General features: G+C 42.7%; 11 protein-coding genes. All 11 read right to left on the reverse strand.

The annotated features are described in order from the left end of the window. Positions 1 to 41: 41 nt before the first annotated feature. Positions 42 to 920 carry a carbohydrate ABC transporter permease gene (locus IGJ42_RS12725; RefSeq protein WP_086297880.1) on the reverse strand — a complete coding sequence of 293 codons (879 nt, stop codon included), beginning with the start codon at positions 918 to 920 and terminating at the stop codon, positions 42 to 44. 11 nt (positions 921 to 931) lie between these two features. Continuing rightward, a complete protein-coding gene (locus IGJ42_RS12730; protein ID WP_005234199.1) occupies positions 932 to 1,879 on the reverse strand; it encodes an ABC transporter permease in 948 nt (315 codons plus the stop codon). Beyond that, a complete protein-coding gene (locus tag IGJ42_RS12735; protein ID WP_430615676.1) occupies positions 1,864 to 4,377 on the reverse strand; it encodes a hypothetical protein in 2,514 nt (837 codons plus the stop codon). Before IGJ42_RS12735 ends, IGJ42_RS12730 begins: the two co-directional genes overlap by 16 nt. Beyond that, a complete protein-coding gene (locus tag IGJ42_RS12740) occupies positions 4,352 to 5,026 on the reverse strand; it encodes a YesL family protein (RefSeq protein ID WP_005234197.1) in 675 nt (224 codons plus the stop codon). Before IGJ42_RS12740 ends, IGJ42_RS12735 begins: the two co-directional genes overlap by 26 nt. After that, positions 5,026 to 5,694 (reverse strand): DUF1961 family protein, encoded by a 669-nt coding sequence (locus IGJ42_RS12745; protein WP_005234196.1) that lies wholly within the window; start codon positions 5,692 to 5,694, stop codon positions 5,026 to 5,028. Before IGJ42_RS12745 ends, IGJ42_RS12740 begins: the two co-directional genes overlap by 1 nt. A gap of 264 nt (positions 5,695 to 5,958) precedes the next feature. Continuing rightward, the gene (locus IGJ42_RS12750) at positions 5,959 to 7,473 is read right to left on the reverse strand and encodes an extracellular solute-binding protein (protein WP_430615679.1); all 1,515 of its coding nucleotides are present in this window, start codon (positions 7,471 to 7,473) and stop codon (positions 5,959 to 5,961) included. A gap of 419 nt (positions 7,474 to 7,892) precedes the next feature. Continuing rightward, positions 7,893 to 9,146 carry a glycoside hydrolase family 28 protein gene (locus tag IGJ42_RS12755; RefSeq protein ID WP_008380756.1) on the reverse strand — a complete coding sequence of 418 codons (1,254 nt, stop codon included), beginning with the start codon at positions 9,144 to 9,146 and terminating at the stop codon, positions 7,893 to 7,895. A 424-nt stretch (positions 9,147 to 9,570) separates the two neighbouring features. Continuing rightward, on the reverse strand, positions 9,571 to 11,184 hold the full coding sequence (locus tag IGJ42_RS12760) for a glycosyl hydrolase family 28 protein (RefSeq protein ID WP_430615681.1): 1,614 nt from the start codon (positions 11,182 to 11,184) through the stop codon (positions 9,571 to 9,573). Between the two features lie 75 nt (positions 11,185 to 11,259). After that, on the reverse strand, positions 11,260 to 12,093 hold the full coding sequence (locus IGJ42_RS12765) for a carbohydrate ABC transporter permease (protein ID WP_005234188.1): 834 nt from the start codon (positions 12,091 to 12,093) through the stop codon (positions 11,260 to 11,262). 3 nt (positions 12,094 to 12,096) lie between these two features. Next, entirely contained in the window at positions 12,097 to 13,056 is a 960-nt protein-coding gene (locus tag IGJ42_RS12770; protein ID WP_016608843.1) for a carbohydrate ABC transporter permease, read from the reverse strand. Positions 13,057 to 13,245: 189 nt separating this feature from the next. Further along, on the reverse strand, positions 13,246 to 14,556 hold the full coding sequence (locus IGJ42_RS12775) for an ABC transporter substrate-binding protein (RefSeq protein ID WP_430615684.1): 1,311 nt from the start codon (positions 14,554 to 14,556) through the stop codon (positions 13,246 to 13,248). Positions 14,557 to 14,817: the final 261 nt, after the last annotated feature.

The following is a 14,817-nucleotide window of genomic DNA, read 5'->3' on the forward strand; positions in this document are numbered from 1 at the left end:
GAAAAAACGCATGACAACCTATCCACAACTATTGAAGTGTATCATCCTTTGACGGATCCAATCAGCATTCCTTTGGCAAAATGTTTTTGCAAAAACGGATAGAAGATCAAAATTGGTAAAGTCGCCACAATGATGACTGCAAATTTGATTCCTTGTTCAGGCGGCACATAGTTGGGGTCCATACTTGCTAACGCATTGGCACCACTGGAGGCCATCGTGATCTGTCTTAACAATAACTGAATCGGCCATTTTGCTGAATCGTTGATATAGAGCAATCCACTCATGAAGTCGTTCCAGATACCAACGGCGTAAAAAAGGGTGAAGGTCGCGATCACTGGTTTTGATAAAGGCAAAATGATTTTCCATAAGATCCCTAGTTCCGTACAGCCGTCCATCTTGGCGGATTCTTCCAATTCGATCGGCATTTCTTGAAAGAAATTTTTAATGATCATTAAGTTGAACGGGTTGATCGCGATTGGCAAAATCAATGCCCAATAAGAATTGATCAGTCCTAAATTTTTAACCACGATAAACGTTGGGATCATCCCACCTGAAAAGAGCATCGCAAAAATCACGAGATTCAACAAGGTGTTCCGTCCTTTTAGATGCTTGCGTGATAAAGGATAGGCAAAGGTGAAGGTACAGAAAAGTTGCACCAGCGTACCAACGATGGTAACGCCGACCGTTACAAGCAAACTACGGATAAAGGTGTTGGTTGAAAAAATAAAACGATAGGAGTCGAGACTGATCTCGTTTGGCCATAAGAAAAACGAGCGAGTGGTCAATTCTAACTCCGTAGCAAATGAACCGGCGATCACATAAATAAAAGGAATCACCATGAATAACCCAATCAATGCCAAAAATAGCGCATTAAAAATATCAAATATTTTCCCTGCTTTCGTATTGTGTAAAGTAGCCATCTTTTTCCTCCTTAGTATAAGCCGCTTTCGCCAAAGCGTTTCGCTAATTTATTGGTACAAAGTACGAGGATGATCCCAACGATCGATTTAAATAATCCGACGGCTGTTGAATAACTGTAAGCGCCATTGGTAATCCCCATCATATACACATACGTGTCAAAAACATCTGCTACTGTCCGGTTCAATTGATTGGTCATCAAGAAAATCTGATCAAACCCAGTAGACAAAATTGACCCGATCCGCATAATCAGCATAATGATGATCGTCGAACGAATCGCAGGCAAAGTAATGTGCCACACACGACGGAAACGTCCTGCACCATCCATGATCGCGGCTTCGTATTGTTCCTGATCCACACCTGATAAGGCAGCTAAATAAATAATAGTCCCCCAACCGATCTCTTTCCAAATCGATTGCATCACGATCATGGGGCGGAACCATTGCGGGTCTGAGAGAAAGTCGATTTCAACGCCTGTCAACGAAGCGATAAATTGAGTGATCGCTCCATGATCGATGTTGAATAAGATATGCCAAAGACTAACGACGATCGTCCATGAAAGAAAATGTGGTACATAGACGAAGGTTTGAATGGTCCGCTGAAACAGCTTGTTGCGCAATTCATTCAGTAACAGTGCCAAAAAGATGGGTGCTGGAAACGAAAAGAAGATGTTTAAAAAGGCAATCATCAACGTGTTCCACAAGATCCGAAAGAAATCAGGATTATTGAAGAAATCCATAAAATTTTGTGTTCCGACCCATGGACTATCTGCGATTCCTAAAAAAGGCACATAATCTTTGAAAGCAATGATCAACCCATACATCGGTGCATAACGAAATACTGCAAAATAGATGATCCCGGGAATCGTCAAAATATAGAGCCATTTATTTTGTTTAAAATGGTTGAGAAAACTCCCCCATTGCTCTTTCGTTTTCGGCACTTTTTTTATTGTTGTTTCCATTCATTCTCCTCCTCTAATTCCGCTCCAATCAGTGCTAAACAACAAATCGTATTTAGCCCCCACTGTGACAACACATTGGTCGATACCCACGGCATTTCTTTTATTTTTTTCCACGTTGTCGCTGCTTCAATGGTCGCTTCGATCGGCAATGGAACACCCGATTTGTCATTATCAAGCAATAACTGCCAAGCCCTTTGGCTGATTGCTTGATCGTTACGCACTCGCCCAGCAAAGGCCATCATCGTCGACGCAAACATTGGCCAGGCAAAATGAGGTTCCGTCAGTACCTCGTTTGACTCTTCTGCTTTTATTTCAGGACTCAAGCTATAAAACCAGCCAAACTCCCCTAACATCTCTGTCCACTCGGGGTCTTCCAGCACTTGAGCAAGTTCTAACCAAACTTGCGGCGCCCCAAAGGAGATGACCATGTGATAGCCGCCAAAATTCCCTGTTCCCATATAAGATAAGGTTTTGTCTTGTGGATCAAATAACACTGTGGGACCAGACAATAGGCGCTGGGGCATGGCTTTGATGCAGGTGATGCCCGTGCGAATTTTTTCAAGGTACACAGGATCATTCGCCCGTTCCCACTGGGTAAACCAGTTCGAGACTAGCGCAGCCCAATCTGGTCCGATGCGAATCGGTATCCGCTTCGTTTCTCGTTCATAAAACTCGCGCATCGGTGGTAACGCATCAAAAGCATAGGTTTCATTGTCTTTGACTTGTTCCATAATCTCTCCAATGCGTTCATCCGCTGTCAAATAGTAGTAGTAGCGATGGAGACACGCCATTGAAATTCGAACTTCTTTGGCTTGGCACCCCCAATGAACGACATTATGCCTTGACCCTAATCCTTTGTATTCCCCAGCATGATACTGATCGACTTCTGAAGTATGTCTCGTCATGCTTTCAGCCAGATAGTAGACGCTTGGATCACCAGTCCGTAAAAAATCTAACCAAAGCCACATGTTAGGGACCAATTCAGTGTTTTGCCAAGCGTACCCACCAAGATCGTAGCGCCATTGGTGTCGAAACTGATCATAGGTATGCATGACATCACCATAGTTCCAATAGCCATACCAACCTCTTTGTTGGACTTCTGCTAAATAGAATTGACGCATCTTAGCCAATTGTTGCTCCAGCAACTGTTTCGTTTTCGTTGATTCGTCTGGTAAACTGATCCTGCCAAAAACCTTCGTCTCTTGATAACGCTCTGGCAATGAAACGATCTGGGCAGGTTCTTGGTTTTCTTGAGCTAAGCCCAGCAACACTTCTTCTGACGGGGCTTCTTCATATAGATCCAACCAACAACGCGTCGTATTTGCTACGCCAACTGCCGTCGAACGAATCTCTTCCATTCCTTCGTATCCGCTAAGCATATGATCACGTTTGGAATAGTGCTGAAAATCCATTGACTTGGCATTCGGTGACCACTGCCACATCGTGATTTGGGTTTCTTTTTGGGTGATGCCTGTCACCTCGATCGCAGATGGTGCTTTTTCCCAAAATTTCTCCATGCTGCAAGCAACGCCGCCGGTTTCTCCCCCAGCGTAAAAGGTACCTGAATAATGCTCGCCATCCCCAATGGGCAACCAACAGTACCCAGCTTCGGTCTGTTTTTCTAATTCAAATGACCGATGATTGATTTGATTGACCCGAAAATTGTCCCAAATAGCATTTTCCACCGCATGAGACAGCATCGGCTCGTCCGCTGGGGTCAATGAAACGAGCTGTCCACTGGCTTGTTGTTGATAGGGAATGTTTTGCTGATAGTGTCGCCGTGAAAGTAACAATTGTGCCGCTTCATGATACACAGCATCTGCAATAAATTTGACTTGTCGATTCCAATTTTCACCTGTCAACGCATAATCAAATGCTACCCCCATGCCTTCATAAGCAAGTGGTTTGATGATAATGACCGTATGAATGATTTCCAATTTGCTGATTTCGCGAAAGATACGGAACCGTAAAATAAACTCTTGCACCACTTCTTGATTGATCTCAATGACGCCCGATACTTTGATAACGGCTTTTTCTGAACCATTTTCTTCCAACATCAAGTCCGTTACTTTGGACTGCACCTTTTTGTTTTGGTATTGCAGGATTGCGTGAAGATCTTGCAATTTTTTCTGCCCATTGACCGCTACCCAGTCCAATACATTTTTCCCTTCCCCATGTTTCGGGAAGAAGCCTTTGATCGTACCGTTGTCAAAATAAATACCGTTGTAAGCTTCCCTAGCAATCGCCTGTTTCTTCTGGACACGCTGTTTTCTTTGAAAAAGTAACTGCGTCGTTTCTGCCACCAGACCACTGTGTCCTGTCCATTTCACACTGCCATCTGGCCAGTAAGCCAGTACTTTCGTTTGCAGCGGCTCCTCCCCCAGCAAAAACAGTTCCTCACTTAGAACCTCAGGTTGTAAAGCTCCTTTTTCCCATGGATACCCAAAACTCAGCCCACGTTTTCCCTTAGGTTTATTTTTGAGCCATTTCAATGCCATGCTCGATTTCCTCCTCTTCCCTCTCTGCAGGTTGACCTGCATCGTTTTGTTGCTTTAGCTTTTGTTCATTTTCATCAAATAATTTCAAGTAAATCCCCATTGTGCCAATGATCCACATCCCAATACTTAAAAATGGCAGGAGACCGGGGAGAAAAAAGCTGATCGTACTACAAATCCCAAACCAAAGGACGCCTAAAAAGGTGCCAATAGGTTGAAAGAAAAGAAAGCGTAGTGAAGCGCCTAGGTACTTCTTCGTTGGGAGCACATAATATTCGTACATGCTAAGCAATGTATTAATCACAGCGATCGCGACGCATTGGCTAACGATCAATAGGATCAAGCCTGTTTGAGTCAATGCCGCTAAAAATCCTTGCTGGATCACTACCATGGGGCACAAATAAAAGAGAATGATCGGTAAGCCCAAGCGATTCGATCGCCAAAAGTTCCTGCGGTAATACCGAAAGAACGTTTGAAAAAAAGGCGGCGATTCCTGTTTAAGGGTTTTCTTTGCTACGTGGAATCCTGCTTGTACGCTAGGCGCCAGTCCAAAGATGATCCCACCTACTAGCGCACCTATAATAACGGTTACATTTATCAGCAAACAATAAAAGACAAAATCTGCTGCTTGATATGCTTTCTGCCATTTCATCACTGTTCCTCCTCTAAGGAATATACCTTCAAGTCTTTATAGCAGGCCTTCATTGGCGCCATTTGCCGAAATCCGATCGCTCCTTTGGTTAATACGGGACCAAAATGTTCCTCATTAAGGTACCTTAACACCAATAAGTCGTTGATCCAAAAGGTAATCGTTGCACCTACCTTATCGATTCTTAGGTGATAAAACCCTCGGGCATCTGCTACACTCGGAAGTGGATCTGCGCCTTGGGCGACCAGATGAAACCCATGGCTTTTGCGCAAATTACACGTTTCAAACGCCCGTTCCTCCTCATACTTTCTTCGAAAATAAGAAAGGTGGTAAGCATTGATCCCTCCAGAATGATACTCGGGATATGCCCCGGTTCGTTTGGGTACTCCAGAATCGAAGATCGAGCCACCCTTGCGATTGGCTGCTGCAAAAAAGAGCATACATAAGCCTGGTTCAGCCAGTGGTTGAAACTGCCAGGTGATTCGTAGGTCCGCTGGAAATTGTTGAGGCAGCCATAAAACAAAATGTGGTTGTTTGTTTGATTCTTCAGAATACGTATTTGCCAGAATCATCCCGTCTTGGAAAGTAATTTTGGGCTCTCCTTCAGCAATAAAGTGTTGAATATCTGCTGCTTGATTCAGCGGATTTTCATAGATCAATTTCGCTAACATTTCTTCTCCTTTTATGCGTATATGAGCTGCTTTTCTCTTTTCATAGTAAACTTGACCTACATTTCTAACAATTGACTTTTTTTGAATTCTTTGATATCAAGCGTTAGATTAGGGTTTTCATTTGCTTGTTTCCATTTTTTCTTTTCTGATTTCTCACTACCTGTCTCGTCTCACTTGACTATTACTCCATTTTATTAGCTGAAAAAAATTATTGAAAAAGAAAAAGGTTGAGAGCAAGATCCACTCAACCTTCTTCGACTGTCGTTATTGTGCTTGATGAAGGGCATTCGTTTCTTCCATCAGCTGCGTGCCTCCTTGATTCTTCCAAAGTTCGATCGCAGCTTCCCAACCCGCTTCATCGATTTGTCCTGCGATAAATTGAACCCGCGCATCACTAATGATCTGATCAAGCTGTGCCCCTTTTGTTACATACGTATCTGTATTATAGGAGGCTGCTGGGTTAAAGACAGCGTGCTCTAAATCAGCTTCCATCAATGACAATCGTTTTTCATAGCTTTCAGTAGCCGCTTCTGTATCAGGCTTAGCAATATAGTACAGGGTATCTTCCGTTACATTCATCCCAATTTGTGAGTACCCTTTAACCGCATTGGCTAACGCTTCAGCTTCTGATCCTTCTAGTGCGACGGACATTCCATCCACTACTTCAAAATTGATTCCTTCGATTCCGTTGTTCAGCAATACCTGTGCTTCTTTATCATTTAATTTATCAAGGAACGTCAACACCTCTTTTAGATGTTCCTCTGTCTGGACACTCGACTTAGGAATCACCAAGAAACCAGAATAGCCATCTGTCGGTAACGCATTCATCGTACCGCTATTATCTTTTAAATTCCCTGTAAAGACGACGAGGTCTTCTTCTCCAGCTTGCAATAATTTATTACTGATTTGTGCTGCTCGTGAATACGTATCAATAATGATCCCACCACGTCCATTGATAAACGGCTCATCCCATTTATCTGCTGCCATGGTTGCAAAATCACGATTGACATAGCCTTGTTCCACCATATCTTTAACAAATTGCATTGATTCTAGGTATTCTGGTTGCATAAAGGATGGCTCTAAAGTGCCGTCTATTTCTTTCCAAGCATTTCCTGCCCCAAACCAAGTAGCTAACACATCGTAAGGACTATTTGAATTGATCGAGCCAGGCCATTGGGGAATAATCAAACCAAACGTATCATTTTCACCATTCCCATCGGGATCGTTCTCAGTAAATGCTTTGGCAATCTCATAAAGATCATCGATCGTTTCTGGTACCTCTAAGTTTAAGTTTTCTAACCAATCTTTTCGGATGATCACCGCCGTCCGCATCGCATCACGTTTCCGATAAATTCCGTACACTTTGCCATTCACAGAAGAATTACGCAAAACATCCTCGTTAGACTGAGAGAGATTAGGATAATCAGCTAAATAGTCGGTCAAATCCCAAAAAGCCCCATTTTCTGCTGACTTGATAAATCCTCCTGATTTTCCTTGAATGACCATCACTTCTGGAATATCATCTGAAGCTAACGTAATATTCATTTTATCCTCATAGGATGTATTGGGTGCCCAGGTAATATCAATGTTTTTGCCAGTGTAAGCTTCTAATTGTTTCAAAATCTCGTTGTCACTTGCAGGTGGTTCAGTTTCAATGTACGGCGATAAAATCGAAATCGTATCATAATCTGTTGTGGAACCTGCTTCCTCCTTCCCACATGCCGACAAAAAGGCGACTGATAGTAACCCCAAACCAAGAATCGTACTTAATTTTTTCACTACTTTTCCTCCTTAGATTTTGTTGTTGAGCTCGATTAAATAAACCGCTTTCAATACCAAAAGCATAACGAAAAGCAGGATTTCCAGCAATTGACATTTTTTGTTAATCGTTGATATATGGCTGGGTAGGGAGTTTTGCTCTACATTTGCAGGTATCGTAAATTATAGGAAAAAAGAATAAATAGTTCTTCGTGTTCTTAGTTCGCTCAATCAATTTAATTATCGCAGTTTTTCTGATTCCTATCATTCTTAAATTCTCGTTGTAGAAAAAGTAGCCTAAGTACTGATGTTCTTATTCGTGAGAGATTTGGAAACATCTTATCATGAAAAAAAGACCAACTCATTGGTCTTTTTTGATAATTCATCAGTTTTGTAGTACTAAGTGGATCACCACTCATTCATATCCGACAGAAAGAGTACTACCGCTCATACACATCATTTTGATCCAAGGTTGGCGCTAACGCAGTGACGATCGTTTCCACCATCTTTAAGTTTTCGACCCCTGCAATCTTGCCGAACTCGTCGGCATGGATGGAAAGATTTTTCATTGTTAGATTGCGGATCGGTTCTGCTGGGCTGGCCTCGATGAAGAAAGCACGCACGCTTTGTTGTCCTATTTTGGTAGCTTGCACGTTTTCAATAGTAATGTCGCAGACCTTTGCTGGACCTACTGGAATAGCAGGTTGTGCCATCAATTTGTGCCAATAGTCGGGAATCTCTTCCGCATAATCAGCTGGCAGTTCTGGATAACTATAATCTGGGTACCAATTTGTTTGTAAGAGAAAAGGAAAGCCAACATCCTTCATCGTTAAATCCGAAGCAGTGACCTTGCGTATAAATCCACCTCGATTGTTAGCGGATTTGATCCGAAACCCTGCGCCAGTTTGCTCAAAGACGACTTTTTGGATTTTGATCTCTTCGATCCCACCTGAAGTTTCACTGCCAATGGCAATTCCTGAACCGTACCCTAACTGACAGTCTTTGATCGTGATTTTCCGACAGCTTCTTTGCTGGGCTAAGGCTTCTGCCCCACGTCCCGCCTTGATCGAGATATTGTCATCGTTGCAGGAAATGTAGGCATTTTGAATGGTGACTTCTTCACAGGAATCAATATCGATGCCATCAGTACTAGGCCCTTTTCCATTGTCTATCGTGATGCCGTCGATCAATATGTGGTGAGAATACGTGATTTGTGTATTCCAAAAACCCGACTGTACCGACGAAATATCTTTGATGGTTACTTGCTGACTTTCATAAACAAGGATATTTCGTGGACGCTTGCAATCATAATCTGCTGCCCAGCGTAAGCCTTTCTTTGCATAATCCGCCATCATCCCGCTGGCTTCATCTGTTCCCCAAAACGTTTGCCACCATGTTTCTCCACGACCATCAAGTTTCCCTTTTCCCGAGATCATGACATTTTCTGCGTGAAAAACATTGATCATCGCTGCAGGCCACTTCATATTGATCCCTGCGACCCGATTATCTACTTCGGGATAATCGGCCAGTTCTTGACTACCATACAGAATCGTATCCTCTGAGACAATCAAGTGCACATTGCTTTTTAAAAACAATGCGCCGATTTGATAGGCGCCGGGTGGTGTAATCACTGTTCCCTGCACAGTTGATGCTTGGTCAATTTCTCGTTGCAATAATTGCGTGATGTCTTCCATTCTTGCTTACCTCCTACGCTTTTGTTTTACGCTACAAATAGGTTTATCGATATCCATGACTTTTAAAAATTTGCGCATCGCCAACCTTTTTTCATCTATCATTTATTTGGATAGAACTAAGTGCTTCTTACTGGCGCTGTCCATCAAGTAAAGCGTTCCTCTTGGCACATCTCGTTGTCTTTTCCCATGTGCTTTCTGGCGTCCTTTTTTCCTACATTCTTTACTATAGTCCCCTTAGCGGCAAAAGAAAGTCCTTTTTGATTTCTGAGGATCGTCTTTTTTTGTAACGTCCTTTCTTGTTAGAAAAATGCGCCTTTTTGTCTACAAAAGCAAAAAGGCGCAACCTGTCAAGGAAGGAAATAAGGTGCTTAACTAACTTTTTCTCATTGGGAAAACCAACGCAGATCATTTCCAAAAGCTTGTTCTACGTGCGTTTCTTTTGCCCCACCATGGATAGTTCGACTGTTTCTTGGCAACTTATTGCGTCACTTATGGCCGCTCGCTCAATGATCGCTGCCTCTTTAAAGCTGACCTCCTGACACTGTTCAAAAATCATTTTCTTTTGCCCTTTAGCTGATTCAAAGGCAACTGACTCAAAAGTAACGCGTTGGATCGGTGAAACCTGCTGTGTTTGTTCATCGACAAACCCTTTTAGCTCGACCAAAGGGTTCTGCCCTACGATACGGGTATTCTTGACCAAAATATCCGAAATGATCGGTAACTGTTGTGCTGCCTGACCATCGGCATTGTAAGCAACAGGATGAGCCATGAAACGATCCAACAGGCAATCGGTGATCGTCACTTGACGAATATAGCCACCACGATCATTCTGCGCTTTCAATTCTAGTCCATAAAGCGTATTGGTCAGTTGACAATCTCGAAAAGCGATATTTTCAACACCACCAGATTGCTCACTACCAATCGCGATGCCATGTCCCCCTCGAATAGCCAAATCAAACAGCCGAATATTTTTCGCTGGTCTATTGATCTGATTTCCTTCTGGATTTTTGCCAGATTTGATTGCGATACAATCATCGCCCGTATCAAAAACGGTGTCAAAAATCAGCAAATTTTGCGAAGAATCTGGGTCCCAACCATCGCCATTGTCGATGCCTTTGGACTGAATAGTCACCCCATGGGTCACAACGGTGTCACAGTAAATCATATGAACAGTCCAGCATGGTGGATCAATCAACGTCAGCTCTGTCAAATGGATGTTTTTGGCCTGCATCATACAGATCAAACGTCCCCTTACTCGTCTTCCAGGTTTTCCATCAGAAACATATTCTGGATACTGTTCACGGTCTGCATAAGGGTTTCGCATCGCTAGTCCTAATGGATTCCCGCCACCAATGATCGTTCCTTTGCCACAAAGACGGACATTTTCACAAACGATACGCCCTCGATCGCCCCGATCGATATACCCAATGTTGATCAATGAACGAAAACAAAACAATTCCCAGCCTTCATAACGGCTTAATGGCAACCCCTCTTGATTCACGCTTCCTAAATAATCGTGAGGGGCAACCCGATACGTTTCTATGTCGAGGCTTGCTTGCAATGTGCCATCTCCCTGAAAAATCATATTGCTTTTTAGCTCCAACGCACCAGAAAGGATCACTGCCCCTGTTGGGATCCAGACAGTGCCATTGCTAGGGCAATCGTTGATCGCTTGCTGGAGAATGGCGGTACTATCTTCTTTGCCTGCGCTATCAGCATGGTAGGGTGCTTGCGTAACATCTAACAAAACACTTTTTTTCTTTGTACGAAAGGTCGTCGTGACTGCGGTATTTGTAAGCAGGCACCCCTGATGATCGAGGCAGATGATCGTTACTTGATACGTTTGATCGGCAGATAAGTTTGTCAACGTCCAATGCGTCTTGTTTGTTGGTCTGGTTTGGATCAAATCGTTGTCTAAAAACAATTGATAACCAAAAATAGCTTGGGCGTGCAGCGGCTTCTCCCAAATAAGGGTCGCTTGATGAGCGCCGATCGTGCTTGGTACCACATGAAAATCAATTACTTGAAATGGTTGCATCGGTTTGTCCTTTCTTCAACGAATTCATTCAATAGAAAAAAGATATTCCAAAACAGCGAATATCTTTTTCCACACTTATTTAAGACCAGTCGTGCTGATGCCTTCAACAATGTATTTTTGGAAAATAAAGAAGATGATCAACACAGGCAGCAAGGAGACGACAGACATCGCGAACATCGCTCCCCAATTGGAGGTGCTGCTAGCATCTAGGAACTGCTTTAAGGCAATCGATACCGTGTAGTTTTGCGGACGTGTAAGGTACAGCATCGGTCCGATCAGTTCTTCCCATTTCCAATAGAAAGAGAAGATCGCAGCGTTTGCCAAGGAAGGCTTCATCAACGGTAGAATCACACGGAAGAAAATACCGACCCGTCCACAGCCGTCCATTTTTGCTGCTTCATCTAAATCTGTCGGGATCGCAGAGACAAATTGAACCATCATGAAAATAAAGAAAGCTTGTCCGAAGTATGAAGGAACGGTTACCGGACGAATCGAGTTAAGCCAGCCTAATTGATTGAACCAAAGATACTGAGGCACCATGATGATCTCTTGCGGCAGCATCATCGTGACCAAGATACAAGCAAACCAAAAGCCTTTTCCTTTGAAAGGAATTCGACCAAATCCATAAGAAATGACAGCCGAAGAACAGACCGCCCCTACCATTGAAATCAACGCGATTTGCAACGAGTTGAAAATATAGCGAATGAAGGGAATCCCTGCGATCCCTTCAAACCCCTTGGTAAAATTTTCTAACGTCCAGCTTCGGGGGATCAACTCCGTTGCCGTTCGAAAAATGTCACTACTAGGTTTAAAGGCACTAAACAGCAGCCAGAAAATCGGATAAAGCATCAGTAATGCAGCAACTAAGATCACGGCATCAAAGAAATAATTTTGTTTTTGTTCACGCATCAATCAAACCTCCTCGTTTTCTTTAAACACCCAAAATTTCGATGTTGCGAACAACAGAATCGTAATCAACCCAACGATGACCAGTAAAATCCACGCTAAGGCTGAAGCATAGCCCATTTTGAAATCGGTAAAGGCTCGTTGATACATGTACAAGGAATAGACTAACGTGCCGTTACGGGGTGAACCCGTCCCATTCGAAATGATAAACGCAGGTGTAAAGGTCAAAAAGGCCATGATCGTTTGATAGATCAGATTGAAAAAGATGATTGGCGTCAGGACTGGAACCGTGATATTGAAAAACTGTCTGATTTTTCCTGCCCCATCAATTTCTGCCGCTTCGTAATAATCTTTCGGAATATTTTTCAAACCGGATAAGAAAATCAACATCGACGAGCCAAATTGCCACGCTGCTAATAAAATCAAGGTCATCAACGCTAAGCCAGGACTTTTAAAGAAGTAGATCGGGTCTAAGCCGATCGCCGCTAGCACGCCATTGATCAACCCTGAATCGCCAAAAAGATTCCGCCACATGATCGAGACCGCCACGCTCCCACCTAAAATCGAAGGGATATAAAATAATACCCGATAAGCGCCGCTTAATTTCGATGGGCGGTTGATCAGCATCGCCACTGCTAATGCGACGATCAGCCGTAAAGGGACTGCCAACACAACATATTTCAGCGTAACAGTCAGTGACTGAACAAACTTGGGATCATTCGTAAAAATCGTCTTAAAGTTATTCCAGCCAACAAATTGCGCCTCTGTCAATAAATCATAGTCATGAAAAGACATAAAAAGAGAAATCCCCATCGGGACGATAATAAAAGCAAAAAAGCCAATGATGAAGGGTGAGATAAATAAGTAGCCTGTAACCATATTCTGTTTTGATTCTGGTAATCGATTAAACCAGCTTTTGAGTTTCCCAGGCTCTTTTGCCGTGGGTGATTTTGATTGTAGTTCCATAATTTTCACTTCCTACCTCCTATAGTTGATTACGCTTACAAGTTGATTTTAACGAAGTGCTTCTTAAGAATGAATAGAAAAAAAAGCACAGAAATGTGAAAAACTAGAGGACCTATATTTTTTTCCTCCAGTGCTTCTCCTAAAAAAACGCCTTTACTGAAAAAGTCAGTAAAGGCGCCGCATCTATGCTTATTGATAGTTTTCTGCAAAAATTTCTTCGCAGCGTTGCGTAAAGGCATCATAAGTTTCTTCTGGTGTCATCGTGCCATAAGTGATCTCTGCGTACAGCTCTTTAAAGTACGTGTTGATTTCAGCAAACCCAATTGGTGGGATTGGGGATGGATCACCGACGATGTCTGCAATATCATCTAAGAAATCAGATGACTCTTGCTCTTCTGGTGTCATGTCGGCATAAAGCAATTCTTTGATGGCATCATTGGAAGGAATTCCCCGCTCAGTACCGATGATCTTATTGGCTTCTTCACTATTCACTAAAAAGTCAACAAACTTCGCAGCTGCTTCTTTTGATTCAGAAGCATTCGCGATCGAATAAAAGAACCCTGGTCGATACGCCATCGCCCCGTTTTCTGAGTCGAATGGACGAGCCAAGTTGATTTCGACATCTTCTGCGGCGGAGGCTTTATAAGTCAAGTATTGATTGGACCAAGTCATCATATAGGCTGCTTTTCCTTGTGAAAACGGATATTGATCCATACTGTTGGCATTGCTAGTCACTTCTGCGGTTGGCATTGCTTTGGCTTCCGTAAGATCCGCGATAGCCCCCATAAATTCAACCCAGTTTTCTTTGGTAAAACCGATCTCTGGTTTGCCGTCCGCATCGTATTTGTATAGATCTTCACCTTTAGTGCGTAAAAAATATTGCAAAATCGTACTGTTGTCATTGTTATCATTCCAACCGTAATCACCTGTTGCTTCAGCGATCGCTGCCGTACTTTCTATAAGGTCATCGAAGGTATAATTGCTAAAGTCGATCCCAGTGCCCCCTTGTTCTACCAATGATGGATTGTAGAGCATCGCCATAGTATTGACAGAAGTTGGTATGCCAAAAATGTTTCCATCTAACTCGCCAGTTGCTAAAATCGATTCTTTGATATCATCGGTTTGAATCTCATTGCCGATAAATTCCGACATATCTGCTAATTGATTTTTCGTTCCATATTGCGCAATGTACTGCACATCCATCTGGATCACATCAGGTAATTCTCCAGAAGCCGCTTTTGTTGCTAGTTTTTTCCAATGGTCATCCCAAGAACCATATTCATATTCAACTTTGATGTCAGGATTTTGTTTCTCAAATTCTTTGATTGATTCGATATACTTCTCGTGTCTGACTTCTGAGCCCCACCAGGTAAAGGAAATCGTCGTTTTCCCATCTGCATCAGCTTCTGAGCTTCCGCTACTATTGCCGTTGTTGCCACAAGCTGCTAAGGTCGCACCAAGAAACAACAAGCTCGCTGCTTTAAAAAAAGTTTTCTTCATTCTTCTACACTCCTTTTTGTTTGCGCTTACAAGCTGATTGTAATGGAAATCCTCGTTAATAAAAATGAAAAAACAAGAGCAAATATGTGAAAAACTAGACTGTCGTTTTTGCTGAAGGCTAAGCCTTCACGGGCAATAGCTAGAAAAAAATAGAAAAACAGATGAAAAATGTAAAAAAACAGACATGCTCTATTTTTTCCAATATACTATGCTATACTAGCGTTGAAAAGGCTTTCTTTTCAAAAAACAAGGTAGGTGGAA

Source organism: Enterococcus sp. DIV1067f (assembly GCF_050543505.1).
Classification (GTDB): Bacteria; Bacillota; Bacilli; order Lactobacillales; family Enterococcaceae; genus Enterococcus_D; species Enterococcus_D entomosocium.

What these genes read in the sequence shown, in the direction of transcription:
- IGJ42_RS12770 (WP_016608843.1), bottom strand. Translation starts at nt 13,056, where the DNA reads ATGGAACTACAATCAAAATCACCCACGGCAAAAGAGCCTGGGAAACTC.
- IGJ42_RS12745 (WP_005234196.1), bottom strand. Translation starts at nt 5,694, where the DNA reads ATGTTAGCGAAATTGATCTATGAAAATCCGCTGAATCAAGCAGCAGAT.
- IGJ42_RS12760 (WP_430615681.1), bottom strand. Translation starts at nt 11,184, where the DNA reads ATGCAACCATTTCAAGTAATTGATTTTCATGTGGTACCAAGCACGATC.
- IGJ42_RS12740 (WP_005234197.1), bottom strand. Translation starts at nt 5,026, where the DNA reads ATGAAATGGCAGAAAGCATATCAAGCAGCAGATTTTGTCTTTTATTGT.
- IGJ42_RS12735 (WP_430615676.1), bottom strand. Translation starts at nt 4,377, where the DNA reads ATGGCATTGAAATGGCTCAAAAATAAACCTAAGGGAAAACGTGGGCTG.
- IGJ42_RS12755 (WP_008380756.1), bottom strand. Translation starts at nt 9,146, where the DNA reads ATGGAAGACATCACGCAATTATTGCAACGAGAAATTGACCAAGCATCA.
- IGJ42_RS12725 (WP_086297880.1), bottom strand. Translation starts at nt 920, where the DNA reads ATGGCTACTTTACACAATACGAAAGCAGGGAAAATATTTGATATTTTT.
- IGJ42_RS12775 (WP_430615684.1), bottom strand. Translation starts at nt 14,556, where the DNA reads ATGAAGAAAACTTTTTTTAAAGCAGCGAGCTTGTTGTTTCTTGGTGCG.
- IGJ42_RS12730 (WP_005234199.1), bottom strand. Translation starts at nt 1,879, where the DNA reads ATGGAAACAACAATAAAAAAAGTGCCGAAAACGAAAGAGCAATGGGGG.
- IGJ42_RS12765 (WP_005234188.1), bottom strand. Translation starts at nt 12,093, where the DNA reads ATGCGTGAACAAAAACAAAATTATTTCTTTGATGCCGTGATCTTAGTT.